The sequence below is a fragment of the Paenibacillus medicaginis genome (genome assembly GCF_042138635.1).
GTDB classification, from domain to species: domain Bacteria; phylum Bacillota; class Bacilli; order Paenibacillales; family Paenibacillaceae; genus Paenibacillus; species Paenibacillus medicaginis.
On the sequence record NZ_JBHIRY010000023.1, the window covers coordinates 40,565 to 54,464 of the forward strand.

General features: G+C 49.6%; 12 protein-coding genes and 1 pseudogene. 10 read left to right on the forward strand and 3 right to left on the reverse strand.

All coding sequences use genetic code 11. The features are described 5' to 3' along the window. From ACE5LO_RS20050 to ACE5LO_RS20080, 7 genes are all read left to right on the forward strand, one after another. Positions 1 to 1,995, forward strand: a complete 1,995-nt coding sequence (locus ACE5LO_RS20050; RefSeq protein WP_375521771.1) for a DHH family phosphoesterase — start codon at positions 1 to 3, stop codon at positions 1,993 to 1,995. Further along, positions 1,992 to 2,435 (forward strand): 50S ribosomal protein L9, encoded by a 444-nt coding sequence (gene rplI, locus ACE5LO_RS20055; RefSeq protein WP_375521772.1) that lies wholly within the window; start codon positions 1,992 to 1,994, stop codon positions 2,433 to 2,435. The genes ACE5LO_RS20050 and rplI overlap by 4 nt, the downstream gene beginning before the upstream one ends. Before the next feature lies 1 nt (position 2,436). Next, positions 2,437 to 3,795, forward strand: a complete 1,359-nt coding sequence (dnaB, locus tag ACE5LO_RS20060; RefSeq protein WP_375521773.1) for a replicative DNA helicase — start codon at positions 2,437 to 2,439, stop codon at positions 3,793 to 3,795. 355 nt (positions 3,796 to 4,150) lie between these two features. After that, positions 4,151 to 5,437, forward strand: a complete 1,287-nt coding sequence (locus tag ACE5LO_RS20065; RefSeq protein ID WP_375521774.1) for an adenylosuccinate synthase — start codon at positions 4,151 to 4,153, stop codon at positions 5,435 to 5,437. Positions 5,438 to 5,629: 192 nt separating this feature from the next. Further along, entirely contained in the window at positions 5,630 to 6,259 is a 630-nt protein-coding gene (locus ACE5LO_RS20070; RefSeq protein WP_375521775.1) for a hypothetical protein, read from the forward strand. A gap of 264 nt (positions 6,260 to 6,523) precedes the next feature. Then, complete coding sequence (locus ACE5LO_RS20075; protein WP_375521776.1) at positions 6,524 to 8,065, forward strand: peptidoglycan DD-metalloendopeptidase family protein; 1,542 nt, start codon at positions 6,524 to 6,526, stop codon at positions 8,063 to 8,065. Between the two features lie 300 nt (positions 8,066 to 8,365). Further along, a complete protein-coding gene (locus ACE5LO_RS20080) occupies positions 8,366 to 8,734 on the forward strand; it encodes a VOC family protein (RefSeq protein ID WP_375521777.1) in 369 nt (122 codons plus the stop codon). A gap of 272 nt (positions 8,735 to 9,006) precedes the next feature. On the opposite strand, the pseudogene ACE5LO_RS20085 reads toward ACE5LO_RS20080, so the two are convergent. Continuing rightward, positions 9,007 to 10,459, reverse strand: a pseudogene (locus tag ACE5LO_RS20085) (IS1182 family transposase). 155 nt (positions 10,460 to 10,614) lie between these two features. Then, a complete protein-coding gene (locus tag ACE5LO_RS20090; RefSeq protein ID WP_375521778.1) occupies positions 10,615 to 11,244 on the reverse strand; it encodes a hypothetical protein in 630 nt (209 codons plus the stop codon). Positions 11,245 to 11,344: 100 nt separating this feature from the next. On the opposite strand from ACE5LO_RS20090, the gene ACE5LO_RS20095 reads away from it, so the two are divergent. Beyond that, positions 11,345 to 11,686 carry a DUF3139 domain-containing protein gene (locus tag ACE5LO_RS20095; protein ID WP_375521779.1) on the forward strand — a complete coding sequence of 114 codons (342 nt, stop codon included), beginning with the start codon at positions 11,345 to 11,347 and terminating at the stop codon, positions 11,684 to 11,686. A 406-nt stretch (positions 11,687 to 12,092) separates the two neighbouring features. Here the strand turns inward: ACE5LO_RS20095 and ACE5LO_RS20100 are convergent, their stop codons facing one another. Beyond that, positions 12,093 to 12,275 carry a hypothetical protein gene (locus ACE5LO_RS20100; protein ID WP_375521780.1) on the reverse strand — a complete coding sequence of 61 codons (183 nt, stop codon included), beginning with the start codon at positions 12,273 to 12,275 and terminating at the stop codon, positions 12,093 to 12,095. A 221-nt stretch (positions 12,276 to 12,496) separates the two neighbouring features. Here ACE5LO_RS20100 and ACE5LO_RS20105 point away from each other — a divergent pair, with 221 nt between their 5' ends. Together ACE5LO_RS20105 and yycF are read left to right on the forward strand one after the other, a co-directional pair. Continuing rightward, a complete protein-coding gene (locus ACE5LO_RS20105) occupies positions 12,497 to 12,796 on the forward strand; it encodes a DUF6809 family protein (protein ID WP_375521781.1) in 300 nt (99 codons plus the stop codon). A 308-nt stretch (positions 12,797 to 13,104) separates the two neighbouring features. Continuing rightward, positions 13,105 to 13,833 (forward strand): response regulator YycF, encoded by a 729-nt coding sequence (gene yycF, locus ACE5LO_RS20110; protein ID WP_375521782.1) that lies wholly within the window; start codon positions 13,105 to 13,107, stop codon positions 13,831 to 13,833. Positions 13,834 to 13,900 lie beyond the last annotated feature (67 nt).

Below are 13,900 nucleotides of genomic sequence, written 5' to 3' on the forward strand. Positions count from 1 at the left end.
ATGCCTAAATTTCTTCAGCAACGCTGGCACGGCTATCATACTGTATGGGCGTTTCTGTTGCTGCTGCTGCTGGTCATTTCGCTGACATGGTACAACTGGAAGCTTGGCGTAATCGGTCTGCTGCTGTCTTTTGTCATGGGGGGTGTGCTGCTGCGGGCCGAGATGCGGTTCAGAAACGATCTGTCGGAGTACATTACCGGTCTTTCTTTCCGTGTAAAAAGGGTCGAGGGAGAAGTGATCAACACACTGCCGTACGGGATCATTCTCTACAGCGAGGACCGTTCGGTGGAGTGGACTAATAAGTTTGCCGCAGATCTGTTCGTGGAGCAGTCCTTGATCGGTGAGCCGCTGCAGGAACTGTTTCCGCAGCTGGCCGGCGTCCTGCAGGCCAGGAAGGACAAGGACAGCAAGGAAGCGGTGAAGGAGCATCAGGTAGAACTGCAGCATGACAGCAGGTTTTACCGCTTCCTCATCATTCCGGATGAAAGGCTTGTCTACCTCTATGAAATTACGGAGCTGGCTGTACTGAGGGATAAATACGAGAACGAACGTCTCGCTATCGGGATCGTACTTCTAGATAATCTGGATGAGGCATCCCAAAGCATGGATGACCAGCAGCGGACGGCGCTGATTGCCAAGGTATCCAGCGAGATTACGTCCTGGGCGAAGCAGTATGGTGTTTATTTGCGCAGGCTCTCCTCGGAGCGCTATCTCATGATGCTCAGCTACAAGTCACTGGCCGAACTGGAGCAGAGCCGCTTCGTGATTCTGGACACCGTGCGTGAAATGACGGCCGATCTTAAGGTGCCGATGACGCTGAGCATCGGCCTTGCCTTCGGAGCGGAGACGATCAGCGAGCTGGGCGAGCTGGCGCAATCCAGTCTGGATATGGCGCTTGGACGCGGCGGAGATCAGGCGGCCGTGAAAGCGGGACAACGGCTGTCCTTTTATGGAGGCAAATCCAATGCTGTTGAGAAGCGGACGAGGGTAAGAGCGCGAGTAATCGCCCATGCCCTGCGTGATCTGATGCAGGAAAGCGACCGGGTGATTATTATGGGGCATAAGAACCCCGATATGGACGCTATCGGCGCTGCCATCGGCGTGTGGAAGGCGGCTTCGTTGTTCAACGTGGACACTCATATCGTATTGGATAGGTCGAATCCGTCGATCACCCGCCTGATGGACCAGGTGAACAAGGAGGAGGTGCTGGCGGGCGCATTCATTTCGCCGGAGCAGGCGATGCAGATGATGAGCGAGCACAGCCTTCTGGTCGTGGTGGATACGCACAAAGCGTCGATGACCATGGAGCCGCGGCTCGTCAAGCAAGCAAGCCGCGTGGTCGTTGTCGACCATCACCGCCGTGGGGAAGAATTTATTAATGACGCGGTATTGATCTATCTGGAGCCTTACGCCTCCTCGGCATGCGAGCTGGTCACGGAGCTGCTGCAGTATATTCATGATAAAGTGCAATTTACGCCTCTGGAAGCAACGGCGCTGCTGGCCGGTATTACCGTGGATACCAAGCATTTCTCCCTGCATACCGGATCACGGACCTTTGAGGCGGCGGGCTTCCTCCGAAGAAGTGGTGCGGATACGGTAATGATTCAACGGCTGCTTAAAGAAGATCTGGATGAATATATTGCTAAGGCAGAAATCATCAAGCATGCTAAAATGTTGTATGGGCACATTGCGCTGGCGGTGACCGAGCCCGGCCGGAAAATTCCGCAGCTGCTCATTGCCCAGGTCGCGGACACGCTGCTCAATATGACGGACGTATTGGCGTCCTTCGTCGTCAGCGAACGTCCGGACGGCTTGATGGGAATCAGTGCCCGTTCTCTCGGGCGTATGAATGTACAGGTAGTTATGGAAAGGCTGGGAGGCGGAGGCCACCTGACGAACGCGGCGGTCCAGCTGGATTGTTCACTGGAAGAAGCGGAGCGCAGGCTGACCGAAGTACTGGCTGAAATAGAAGGGGAAGAGGGGCTGTTCGAATGAAGGTTATCTTTCTGAAAGACGTAAAGGGTCAAGGCAAAAAAGGACAGATTAAGGAAGTATCGGATGGTTATGCAACGAATTTTCTGCTGCCCCGCAATCTGGTGCGTCCAGCAACGGAAGGCAACATGAAGGTAATGGAGAACCAACATGCGGCGGAAGAAAGACGCAAGCAGGAGGAGAAGGCGGAAGCCCAGGAGCTTGGCAAAAAGCTGGAGGCGATGACTGTGCAACTGAAGGCGAAGGCCGGCGAAGGCGGCCGTTTGTTCGGGGCCATTACCTCCAAGCAGATTGCGGATGTGCTGGCGTCCAGCGGCGTAAAGCTGGATAAGCGGAAAATTGAACTGGAGGAGCCGATCCGGGCGCTCGGCGTGACCCAAATGCTGGTCAAGCTTCATCCGGAAGTGAAGGCGACTCTTAAGGTTCAGGTGACTGAAGAGTAATATGGGCGGCGAATTTTATGACCGGATTCCTCCGCAGAATCTGGAGGCCGAACAGGCGGTAATCGGTTCAATTCTGCTGCAGGCCGAAGCGCTCATTACGGCGATGGAGCGGGTTCAGACAGATGATTTTTACGATAAATCGCACCAGCTGATTTTTGAAGCGATGATTGAGCTTGGTGAGGCGGGTCAGCCGATTGACCTGATCACTCTGACCTCCAAGCTGCAGGACAAGGGTCAATTGGAGGACATCGGGGGCGTAAGCTATCTTTCCAGGCTGGCCCACGGTGTGCCGACTGCCGCCAATGTGGATTATTACGCCCAGATTATCGAAGAGAAGGCGATGCTGCGCCGTTTGATCCGGGCAGCTACGCAGATTGTAAGCGAAGGATACGCTGGCGGCGAAGACGTGCCGGGCATGCTCAGCGACGCCGAGCGGCGTATTCTGGAAATCTCCAACAGCCGTTCGGGCAGCGGTTTTATTGCCATACGCGATGTCGTGATGGAAGTGTTCGATAAGGTGGAGAAGCTGCATCAGAACAAGGGCACCACGACAGGTATACCGTCGGGCTTCGTGGATCTCGATAAAATGACCGCAGGGTTTCAGCGCAGTGACCTGATCATCGTAGCGGCACGACCTTCCGTGGGCAAGACCGCCTTCGCCTTGAACATTGCGCAGAACGTCGCCGTACGCGCCAAGGAGACCGTGGCCATCTTCAGTCTGGAGATGTCGGCAGCTCAACTCGTACAGCGTATGATTTGCGCGGAGGCGAATCTGGATGCGAACGTCATGCGGACCGGGGAATTCAAAGGTGATGAGGATTGGGCCAAGTTGACGATGGGCATTGCGGCCCTGGCGGAAGCGGAGATCTATATTGACGATACGCCGGGGGTAACGGTCGCGGATATCCGCGCCAAATGCCGCCGTCTGAAAACGGAGAAGGGCCTGGGCATGATCGTTATCGACTACCTGCAGCTCATTCATGGGCGCGGCAAAGCCGGCGAGAACCGCCAGCAGGAGGTCTCGGAAATTTCCCGTACGCTGAAGCAGATTGCGCGTGAGCTGGAAGTGCCGGTCATTGCCCTGTCCCAGCTCAGCCGGGGCGTGGAACAACGGCAGGACAAGCGTCCAATGATGAGTGACCTGCGGGAATCGGGCTCGATTGAGCAGGATGCCGACATCGTGGCCTTCCTGTACCGGGATGATTATTACAATCAGGAAACCGAGAAGAAGAATATTATTGAAATCATTATCGCCAAACAGCGTAATGGCCCGGTAGGTACGGTGGAGCTCGTATTTCTCAAAAATTATAATAAATTCGCCAACTACGAGCGGGCGTATGCCGATGCGTTTGCAGGTTAAACCGTCTGCCGCTGTATCAGATACGCATGTAGTCTGAAGGGCATCCCAAAGCCATAGAACAATGGCTGCCGGATGCCTTTTTTGAAGGGAAAAGGCTTAATTACGAACAATTCAATTTCCATGTTATATATTGTTCGTTTTTTATTGACTTTAAAAATGGAGGCTGTTACACTTGAGTTGCTGCTCGAAAGCGGCAGGATCATGCACGCCCGGGATGTTCCGCAGTCCAGGAACAATTGCCGGACGTTTTTCCTGTTGTCCAAATCCTGTCCGCTGCACCGGAGTGAGGTGTTGCCCGGGTGGGGAAGCAGTCCAAAATCAGAGTGTCTGGGGCACTCCACGGAGGAATGAAACTATGTCAACTGTAGTCGTTGTGGGAACACAATGGGGAGACGAAGGAAAGGGCAAAATCACGGACTTTCTGGCAGAAAGCGCTGATGTAGTGGCCCGGTACCAAGGCGGCAACAATGCCGGACATACCATTCTGATCGAAGGCAAAAAGTATAAGCTCAGCCTGATCCCATCCGGTGTATTTTATGCGGAGAAGACTTGTGTTATTGGCAACGGCATGGTCATTAATCCTGCAGCTTTAATTGAAGAAATCAATTACATTCATGAAAATGGATTTTCTACTAAAAATCTGGTCATCAGCGATCGTGCTCATGTCATCATGCCTTATCACATGACACTGGATGCGCTGGAGGAAGACCGCAAAGGACCAAACAAGATCGGAACGACCCGCAAGGGCATCGGTCCTGCTTACATGGATAAGGCGGCACGCAACGGTATCCGGATTTCCGATCTGCTGGATGCGGAGGAATTCGAGCAGAAGCTGCGCCATTTGATGAAGGAAAAGAATCAGGTCATCACACAGGTATACGGCGCCGAGCCTCTGGATGTGGAAGAAATCCTGAAGCAATACCTGGATTATGCGGAAATCATTCGTCCATACGTTACAGATACTTCGGTGGTGCTTAATGATGCGATTGATGCGGACCGGAGGGTGCTGTTCGAAGGTGCGCAAGGCGTTATGCTGGATATCGACCAGGGAACTTATCCGTTCGTAACCTCCTCCAACCCGTCGGCAGGTGGTGTATGTATCGGTTCAGGCGTCGGCCCGTCCAAGATCAAAGAGGTCATTGGTGTGGCGAAGTCCTATACGACTCGTGTAGGTGACGGACCGTTCCCGACAGAGCTGAACAATGAGATCGGTGATTTTATTCGGGAAAAAGGCCATGAGTACGGAACGGTGACCGGGCGTCCGCGCCGTGTCGGCTGGTTCGACAGCGTGGTTGTCCGCCACGCCCGCCGTGTGAGCGGTATTACGGGGCTGTCCCTGAACTCGCTGGACGTTCTGACTGGCCTGGAGACGGTGAAAATCTGCACAGGCTACAAATATCGTGGGGAGATCATTACACACTATCCGGCGAGCCTGAAAATGCTGGCTGAGTGCGAAGCTGTCTATGAAGAGCTGCCAGGCTGGAGCGAGGATATCAGCGGTGTGAAGATGCTTGATGAGCTGCCTGAGAATACACGCAATTATGTGAAGCGCGTATCCGAGCTCACAGACATCCCGATTGCCATCTTCTCCGTCGGCCGCAACCGCGAGCAGACGAACCAGGTGCTGCCAATTTACGTATAATAGAGCAATATTTTCAGCGTGCTGACCGCGTATTTACAAATATGCGGCCGGCACGCTTTTTCGTTATCTCATGAAACCTGTACACTTATCTCTTCTGCACGCCATCCAGGGTTAAGGCGCTTCTTTTTCGTCCATACTGGAAGAAAAGGGTAATGAAAGCTGTTGTGTGGTGCCAAGAGGAGGAGATCGAACATGAGATGGCTCGGATGGCTGGTGAAGACAGGCCTGACCGTGGTCCTGATCAGCGGGTTGACGATGCTGACTACGGGGATGGTCGTGACTGCGTATGTGAAATCGCTGCTGGAATCTTTTAATATACAGCTTGAGAACGAACCGGCCATAGGCTTGAATGGATTCGGCGGAAGCCTGTTCGGGGGCAAGCAACCGGATACCGGCACAACGGAATCTGCCGGCTTGAGCGGCTCGGGAGCAACGGACAGCACGTCAGTACAAGAGAATGAACCGGTGAAGTCGAGCTCTGAAGAGGTGCCGGACGATGCGTTGCCGGTTATGGGGAGCAGTCAGGATGAGGCTGCTCCACAGGAGGATGCCGGTGAAACTGCTGGGGCGGAGACCGACGGAGAGGACTTGGTCATGACCTCGGGTGAAATTGCGGAGAAGAAGAATAGCTTGCCGGAAGCGGAGAAACAGGAGATCTTTACCATGCTGATGAACAAGCTGCCAGCTGAGGATATGCAGCGGATTTCCGCTGCGATGGAAGACGGGCTGACGGAAACAGAGCTGCAGGAGATCGAACAGGTGATTGCCAAACGGATGACCACGGAGGAGTACACCAAATTAATGAAATTGCTTAAGGAATAAAATCCAAAAAACAAAAGCGAGCCAATGGAAAAAACCGTGTTCAAGCCGCGCCCCGCGCGGCTTTTTTCGCTGTTTAGTAAAGTTGAAATCCCGGTAAAAGCTGTGTTAAAGTATACAGGTATTATGAAAAGGTTAAAATTTTGAAACCTTTTTCGCATATATGCAGTTTTAAAAGTCATACGATATACGAATAAATAACATGACCTTATCCTTACTACAAATATTCAACCGCGAGCCATAGAAAGATATGAAAGGGAGAGAACCATGAAGGGTTTCAAGGGAACACGCTTGAAAGGCAAGAAGCCCGGAAGCGGCGTATCCGGTGAACAGACCACCGGTAATGAAGAGAAGGGAGACAAGAAGAAGCTCACTTTTGACATCAGGCAGTGGAACCACGGCCTGCACGGGCCCCGCAAATGGGCTGCGGCGGCGGCCGGTGGCATCATTATCGTGGGCGGGATCATATTTGCAGGCAATCAATATGTTGCTGCCAATACGGTCCCTTACTACAAGGTGTATATTAAAGGCACCGAAGTAGGAGCTCTCCAGAGCGAAGAGCAATTGCAGAAGCTGTATAAAAACAAAGCGCAAGAGTATGCCGAGAAATATCCGGATGTAGAAATGGTGCTGAATACCGAAGGCGTCTCGACCAAGGTCGAGAAAGCCTACAAGGCGGATATCGACAGCAATGTGACGCTGAACAAGCTGGACGACATGCTGACTGCATATGCCAAGGGCGTTGAACTGGTCGTGGATGGAGAAGCCATCGGTATTGTTAAGGATACTGAATCAGCTAAGGCTGTATTGAAACAGGTCCAGAAGCAATACGTACCGGACAGTGATGGAACGACGGGGATTCAATCCGGCGCCAGGAAGACTTCGACAGGGACGGCTGCCGCAGCGCCAAAGACCTGGCTGACCTCTGTCGGCATCAATGAGGACATCGATTTTGAGCCGGTGAAGGCGGATCCGAACAAGGTGCTCACGGAGGAGGAAGCGCTCAACACCTTGATGAAGGAACGGGAAGAGCCGGTGACGTATTCGGTAAGAGAAGGGGATACGCTCTCTACCATTGCCAGCAAGTTCGAAATGACGGCATGGGAGATCAAGCAAAAGAACCCTGGAACGAAGGAGAAGTACCTGCAAATCGGCGATGAGCTTAAAATTACGGCGCCAAAGCCACCGGTAACGGTCAAAACGGTGGAGAAGGTGGTTGAACAGATCAAGATTCAGCCGGAGCGGGTCGTTCGTGAGAGCGACGAGTTGAAAGCCGGAACCTCCAAGGTGGTTCGTCCCGGACAGGCCGGATTGAAGCAGATGGATTACCGGATCACGAAAGAAAACGGGGAAGTCGTGAAGGAAGAGTGGCTCGGCCAGCAGGTGCTGAAGGCTTCCATACCGGAAGTGGTGCTGCGCGGGACCAAGGTAATTGGCCAGGGCTCGGGCGATTTTGCATGGCCGGTATCCGGAGCTTCTCTGACGAGCAGCTATGGCTCGCGCTGGGGCAGAATGCACGAAGGCATCGACATGGTGGGCAGCAGCGATGTCAAGGCAGCGGATGAAGGCAGGGTTGTATTTGAGGGACAGCAGAATGGATATGGAAATGTGATTATTATCGACCATGGCAACGGATATCAGACGTTGTACGGTCATCTGAGCAGCATCGGCGTCTCCGCCGGCCAGACTGTAAGCAAGGGCGACTCTATCGGCGTGATGGGCAACACCGGCCGTTCAACCGGAACGCATCTTCATTTTGAAATTCGTAAAAACAATACAGCGCAAAATCCGCTCACTTATCTGAGATAGAACGAAAGTCACACCTAATTTTTTAAAAAGACATAGGATTTTGTCAAACTAGATGCACCTTCGGCTTTCTTCATTGTGTACTTTGCAATGAGTGAGCAGAGGTGCATTTTGTTAAGAGAAAAAATCGAAAAAATGAAAGAACGCTACTGACATACTGTTGGCAGTAGGGGGCTTGTATAATCAAGACATACCAAATGGAAGTGAGGTTATTTACATGTCTTTATAATGAAACGAATGGTGCACTAAAGATTTGCAAATGCTAATAATATAAACAACCCCATATACAAAGGAGACATTATTATGTCAGTAATTGGACCCGATTTCATTTCACTTCAAGTGAGCAACCTTGAAAGCTCTGCGGAATTCTATCAAAACTATCTCGGACTGGTCCGCTCACAGGCGGGACCACCCCATGCTGTGGTCTTTGAAACAAAGCCGATTGCATTTGCTCTGCGTGACCTAATGCCAGGAACAGAACTCGGTTCAGGTACTCAGCCTGGACTTGGTGTCGCTCTGTGGCTTCATGCCCCTGATACGCAAGAAATCCACGACAAGCTTATTGCAGCAGGTGTAAAGATTACATCCGCACCAATAGATGGACCATTCGGGCGAACCTTTACATTTGCCGACCCAGACGGTTACCTAGTTACCCTTCACAGTAAAGCCTAATACGCAATTTGTATCCAGCTTAATAATAGTGATAATTTCCTCTGTCACAGGGGGCTAAGTGATTATTGCAACATGAAGATCGTGTTCCTAAAAGTGATATACTCCCCATACGGTAGACAGGTGAAATAATAAACCCTGTTACTGTGGAGGCCACTGAAAAACATAACTTCTCTGAGGGCTAAAAGAGAATTCATCAAAAAAGACGGCATTTCATTCAGAAATACGTGAATGAGTGCCGTCTTTTCGCTTGCTGTCATGGGATAGGAGGAGGATTACTCCTCCATCAGCTTCAATATTCGTTTTAGGTTCACTGCAAATATGGCCATCGCTCCTTGGATTTCCATGCCAACCAGACCCGAGGAGGATGCAATATCATACCCGTGTCTATGTTTAAGTTCACTATTCTTGGCTTCAATTTTGTACCGTTCTTTGGCCTTGGCTTTAAATGCTTCACTTTCCTGAAACACAGCCTGTGCCAGATGCTCATTGCTTTTTAGGCTGACCGAATACGTCTTGCTTTTGGCCCCCTCTTTGTAACACCCTTCCCGAAGCGGACAACGTTTACATTTCTCAACATCAAAAAATAGGTGTCGACCTGGTTCGCCCCTTGCCCTTTTTTTCCTTGCCGAGCCCGGCGTGTCGCCAAATGTCCAGCCTTGCAGACATACATTCCAGCATCCTTGTTAAACTCAAATTCGTCTTCTTTCTTTCGGTTGCCTTGAGTAATTAACGGATTTAATTTGGATACGAGTTCGATTTTATGTTGCTCACTGTACGCCAGATTGTTTTTCTCCGAGTAGGCCGTATCCCCAATGACCGTCTCCACTTCCACCCCCGCCGCTTTGCTTTTTTCAATGAGCGTTTGGAGTTGTTTGCCGTCAGGTTGCTCACCCGTCGTAATCGTCGCAGCGGTAATGATTCGCTCATCGCTCATCGCCATATGAGTTTTGTACCCGAAAAAGGAGGAGTCCGCACTTTTGTGGCCTACTCTGGCATCGGGATCGGCTGAAGTCTGCAAATGCTCCAGATCATCGGCAATCGTCTCTTTTAACAAGTTTAGCGGTTCCTTCACTTTAGGGAGTTCGGTAAAACGCCCGTCTTCTTCAATCACGGTAACCAATTGCTCACAATAGCGAATTTCATCTTGAATGTCCTTCGTAACCGGTTTGGACGGAAATTTGTTTTTCATGGATTCATCCAGCGTGTACATCGCTTTTCTCAGCTTTTTGGAGCGCTCCTGCAATACCTCTTGCGGTGTCTTTTGCATATAGCGTGCTTTGGTGTGAGTGGCGTCCACAATCACCGATTTGCTGCGAATGATGCCTTTTTCGATGGCGATTTCCACAGTTTTTCCAATCAGCAGGTCCAGCAGCTTCATGTCTTTGAGCCGCAACTTACGGAACTTGGTCAGCAGACTGGAATCGATGACACTTTCCTCCGGAGCCAAGTCCAGAAAAAACTTGAAAGCCAAATCGGTTTTCGAGCGCTCCACCAGATCCACGTCAGACAAGTCAAAGATGGTTTTGAGCAGCAGATATTTAAACATCCAGATGGGGTCTTGCGCTGTCCGTCCGTTGTTGTGGCAATAGCTTTCGTTCAGTTCCTCATAGACAAAAGTGAAATCCACCAGTTCGTTTTTCTCCGCAGCAGGTTATCTTTAGGAATGAGTATATTGTAAAGTTCGATATACGGACTCAAGACCAAATTTTGTTGCTTTGGAAGCATCGGGACCACCAGCCTTCGATATGATATACAGATTATACCGAAAAAAAGAGACAACCTCCTCATAAAAATGAGAAGTTGTCTCTTTTTGGTCTTTAGGGACTTTTTCAGTGGCCTCTTATTTTAGGGTGGCTTTTTTCATTTGACCATATCATTAATTACTTATAAAAAACTCCTTGAATAGCCATATCTGGTGAATCAAGAATGTAATGTGGTATAACGTAGACAATCCCCGCTGGTGGTCCAACACTATTATATTTGTTACCAAAGGCTACGTCTTTATGTTCACCATACCAATAAGCTTGCCATACAAATTTTGAACAATAGTTATTTGCTATATCAGCCATTCCGGGCGCGAAATTATATGCTTTTACTTTATTAATGTTATTTAGTGACCACTGTGCTGCTGCTGCTCCAATGCCGCCACGTGGGCGTAAAACGGTAAACTGATCTCCTGATGAGAAGCGACTTATGTAACTTTCAAGTGTTTCTGATATTCCCGGCCCATATGGATGCGAATGCCGAAGCTTATAATCAGGGCCTACTATTGCGACATGGCCGGCAAAAAATGTTGATATACTCTTTGGGTTATAAATGATGTCTCCCGGACGCATATACACGTTGATACTAGGATATTTGGGGCCAGGTTCAGCAAATGGGACGAGGACATCATTTTCAGGTGAATAAGTAGCTTCCGAGACAGGTTGATTAGCATCTGCACTTGAAATACCAGCAAACATGAATAAGGCAACAAACACGAAAAACAAACTTAAACCTAGCTTTTTCATACATCTACTTCCTTTCTATGGTATAATATGTATGTATCATATACTATTAATTACTAGTTGTAAACAGTTATTGGAAAACAACCTTTAGGTGGTGATTTATTTGAAAGTTAAGATTTGGGGTATTGTCGTATTAATTATTATAGCCTCATTTTTATTGACAGGATATATAGGTATAGAGATATTTAAAAACAAGACTACCGATGAAGTAAAATCTTATTTAATTGAACAAAAAGGTTACAAAGAAGATGACATAATTGAAATTCAAACCGTGATTAGTAAAACTCCTATTGTAAGTACTAGTGTAGTTTTTAAAGATGAGTTGAATGCGAGATACTTCTATAAGAAGGATATGGGGCGCATCGAACAATATACTTATGCTCCAGCTACTAATCAAGGGGGTAGACCTGAGTTCAAACATAAAGAAAAAGATCTTGGGTTATAAGTAAACACTAAAAGACCGCTGTAGAGTTCAGCGGTCTTTCTGGTACTTATAGCCTACCAATTTCTATCCAACTTTAATATATCAACACCCAAATACTCTGCAAGCATCTCTTCAAGATCATTGCGAACCTTGGGCCATAACAGCGTCATATGGCTTTCAACCTTTCCATTTATCTTCCACAGTCATTTTCCACGCTTTTTTTCGCGCAATAAGTGGTTCTTTAATCTTAACTATGTAATCCTTCGATGATTTCCTTCGGGTAAAGATCTTCAGCGGGAATATTGCATACAGTTCCATCATAAACAGGTACATATTTTCGTTCACCAGGTCCATTGACCGTATAACGATAAGCAGCGGCTTCTTACTGTGAGGGGAGTTTTTTCATGTCGACGAATTGCCTATCCTCTTAAATAAGCAGCTCGCGCAACACGCGGTACGCGCGCTCCTGCTCTTGTACGGTTCGGCCGCGTAGCAACTGAGCGATTTCTTCTAACCATTTTTCCTCGATTTCAGCCGCAGCTTGCTTTGATCCAAACGTAACGGTCACTTCGGTATGTAGGGCTTCCGCAATTTTTTCAAGCGTCCGCAATTGGAGGTTTTGTTCTCCGATTTCAGCTGGACGTCCCCCTATTAAAAGTGTAGACCAACGGCGGGAGGTACTTGGAGAGCCTTAAAAGTTCAAAAAACATAAATTGAACTTATAGGGTCCTTTAGTTTTGGCTAACGATTAGTGTATGCTTTCTATAGGGGTCCCACAAATTGTAACGGCGTGGTTGCCTATACTGTCCAATCCACAAAGGAGGATGAATAATGGGTTCTATTTTGGAAGCTCTATACCGGGGGAGATTACTGCCGGATGAGGAAATCATGCCTGCGCATCCCGAGTACCGGGCGTTGAACCGAAACATTGCATCGCTCACGGAGCAGTGGAAAAAGCGACTAGGTGAGGAAGCGTTCCGGGAGCTGGAGGACTTATTCGACCTAAACAACCAGTCCAGCGGGATGCAGGCTGAAGCTGCCTTTTATCATGGCTTCAACCTGGGGGCTACGCTGCTGGTTGAAGTGATGATGGCGCGGGAACAGTTTTCCTTTACCCATGAGACGAAATAGAGAAGTGCATCTTGCCGTGGCGATCGGCGGCGGCCACTTCTATTCTGTTCCAGCGTTCGGATGGAGCCTGTCTCCATTCGGACGCTTTTTTGTATCTTCGGGGTTGCCGGGCATGTTTTTTTGCTGTTTTCTGCGCGGTAAGGGTGTTTTTTGGCAGACAACATGGCTGCGAAGGATGTAACGACAGGTCCGCTATGCTAAAATGAAGGTCGGATATAAAATAAATATTTGCAATAAACGAAAAAATACAAAATGCCAAAATAGCTCCATCAGCTTCATATCATTGATCGATCGAGGTGAGATACGGCATGCAGGGAACGATTCTGGTGGTGGATGACGAACAGCCTATCGCCGATATTTTGAAATTCAATCTGGAAAAGGAAGGCTACCAGGTCATTTGCGCCTTTGACGGAATCAGTGCGGTTGATATCGCTGTCAAGCAGCAGCCGGATCTGATTCTGCTGGATTTGATGCTGCCGGGCATGGACGGTATGGATGTGTGCCGCGAGGTGCGGGGACATCATCTGCAGACCCCTATCATTATGCTTACCGCCAAGGACGGGGAGATCGACAAGGTGCTTGGTCTGGAGCTGGGGGCAGACGATTATGTGACGAAGCCTTTCAGCACGCGCGAGCTGCTGGCGCGGGTGAAGGCCCAGATGCGCCGTCAGCGCGGCGCTGCAGCTGCAGAATCCAAGCCGGCTGAGGATAAGCGGCAGGTGCTGCGCGTCGGAGAGCTTTATTTTGATACGGATATGTACACCGCTTATAAAAATGGAGCACTGCTGGATCTGACGCACCGTGAATATGAGCTGCTGCACTATATGGCGAAGAATGCGGGCAAGGTGATGACACGCGAGCATTTGCTGCAGGCGGTGTGGGGCTTTGAATATTATGGCGACGTGCGGACGGTGGATGTCACCATCCGGCGGCTGCGCGAGAAGATTGAGGAGAATCCGAGCAAGCCGGAGACCATCTTGACCCGGCGCGGGCTTGGCTATTTGATCCATAATGGCAAAGGTGGCAGCTTCGGATGAAGTGGATGGAGTTCTTCCGCACGATCCAGGCGAAGCTGATCATTATTTATGTGCTGCTCATCCTGGT

Coding starts and splice junctions, on each gene's coding strand:
- ACE5LO_RS20050 (WP_375521771.1), top strand. CDS start 1: ATGCCTAAATTTCTTCAGCAACGCTGGCACGGCTATCATACTGTATGG.
- rplI (WP_375521772.1), top strand. CDS start 1,992: ATGAAGGTTATCTTTCTGAAAGACGTAAAGGGTCAAGGCAAAAAAGGA.
- dnaB (WP_375521773.1), top strand. CDS start 2,437: ATGGGCGGCGAATTTTATGACCGGATTCCTCCGCAGAATCTGGAGGCC.
- ACE5LO_RS20065 (WP_375521774.1), top strand. CDS start 4,151: ATGTCAACTGTAGTCGTTGTGGGAACACAATGGGGAGACGAAGGAAAG.
- ACE5LO_RS20070 (WP_375521775.1), top strand. CDS start 5,630: ATGAGATGGCTCGGATGGCTGGTGAAGACAGGCCTGACCGTGGTCCTG.
- ACE5LO_RS20075 (WP_375521776.1), top strand. CDS start 6,524: ATGAAGGGTTTCAAGGGAACACGCTTGAAAGGCAAGAAGCCCGGAAGC.
- ACE5LO_RS20080 (WP_375521777.1), top strand. CDS start 8,366: ATGTCAGTAATTGGACCCGATTTCATTTCACTTCAAGTGAGCAACCTT.
- ACE5LO_RS20090 (WP_375521778.1), bottom strand. CDS start 11,244: ATGAAAAAGCTAGGTTTAAGTTTGTTTTTCGTGTTTGTTGCCTTATTC.
- ACE5LO_RS20105 (WP_375521781.1), top strand. CDS start 12,497: ATGGGTTCTATTTTGGAAGCTCTATACCGGGGGAGATTACTGCCGGAT.
- yycF (WP_375521782.1), top strand. CDS start 13,105: ATGCAGGGAACGATTCTGGTGGTGGATGACGAACAGCCTATCGCCGAT.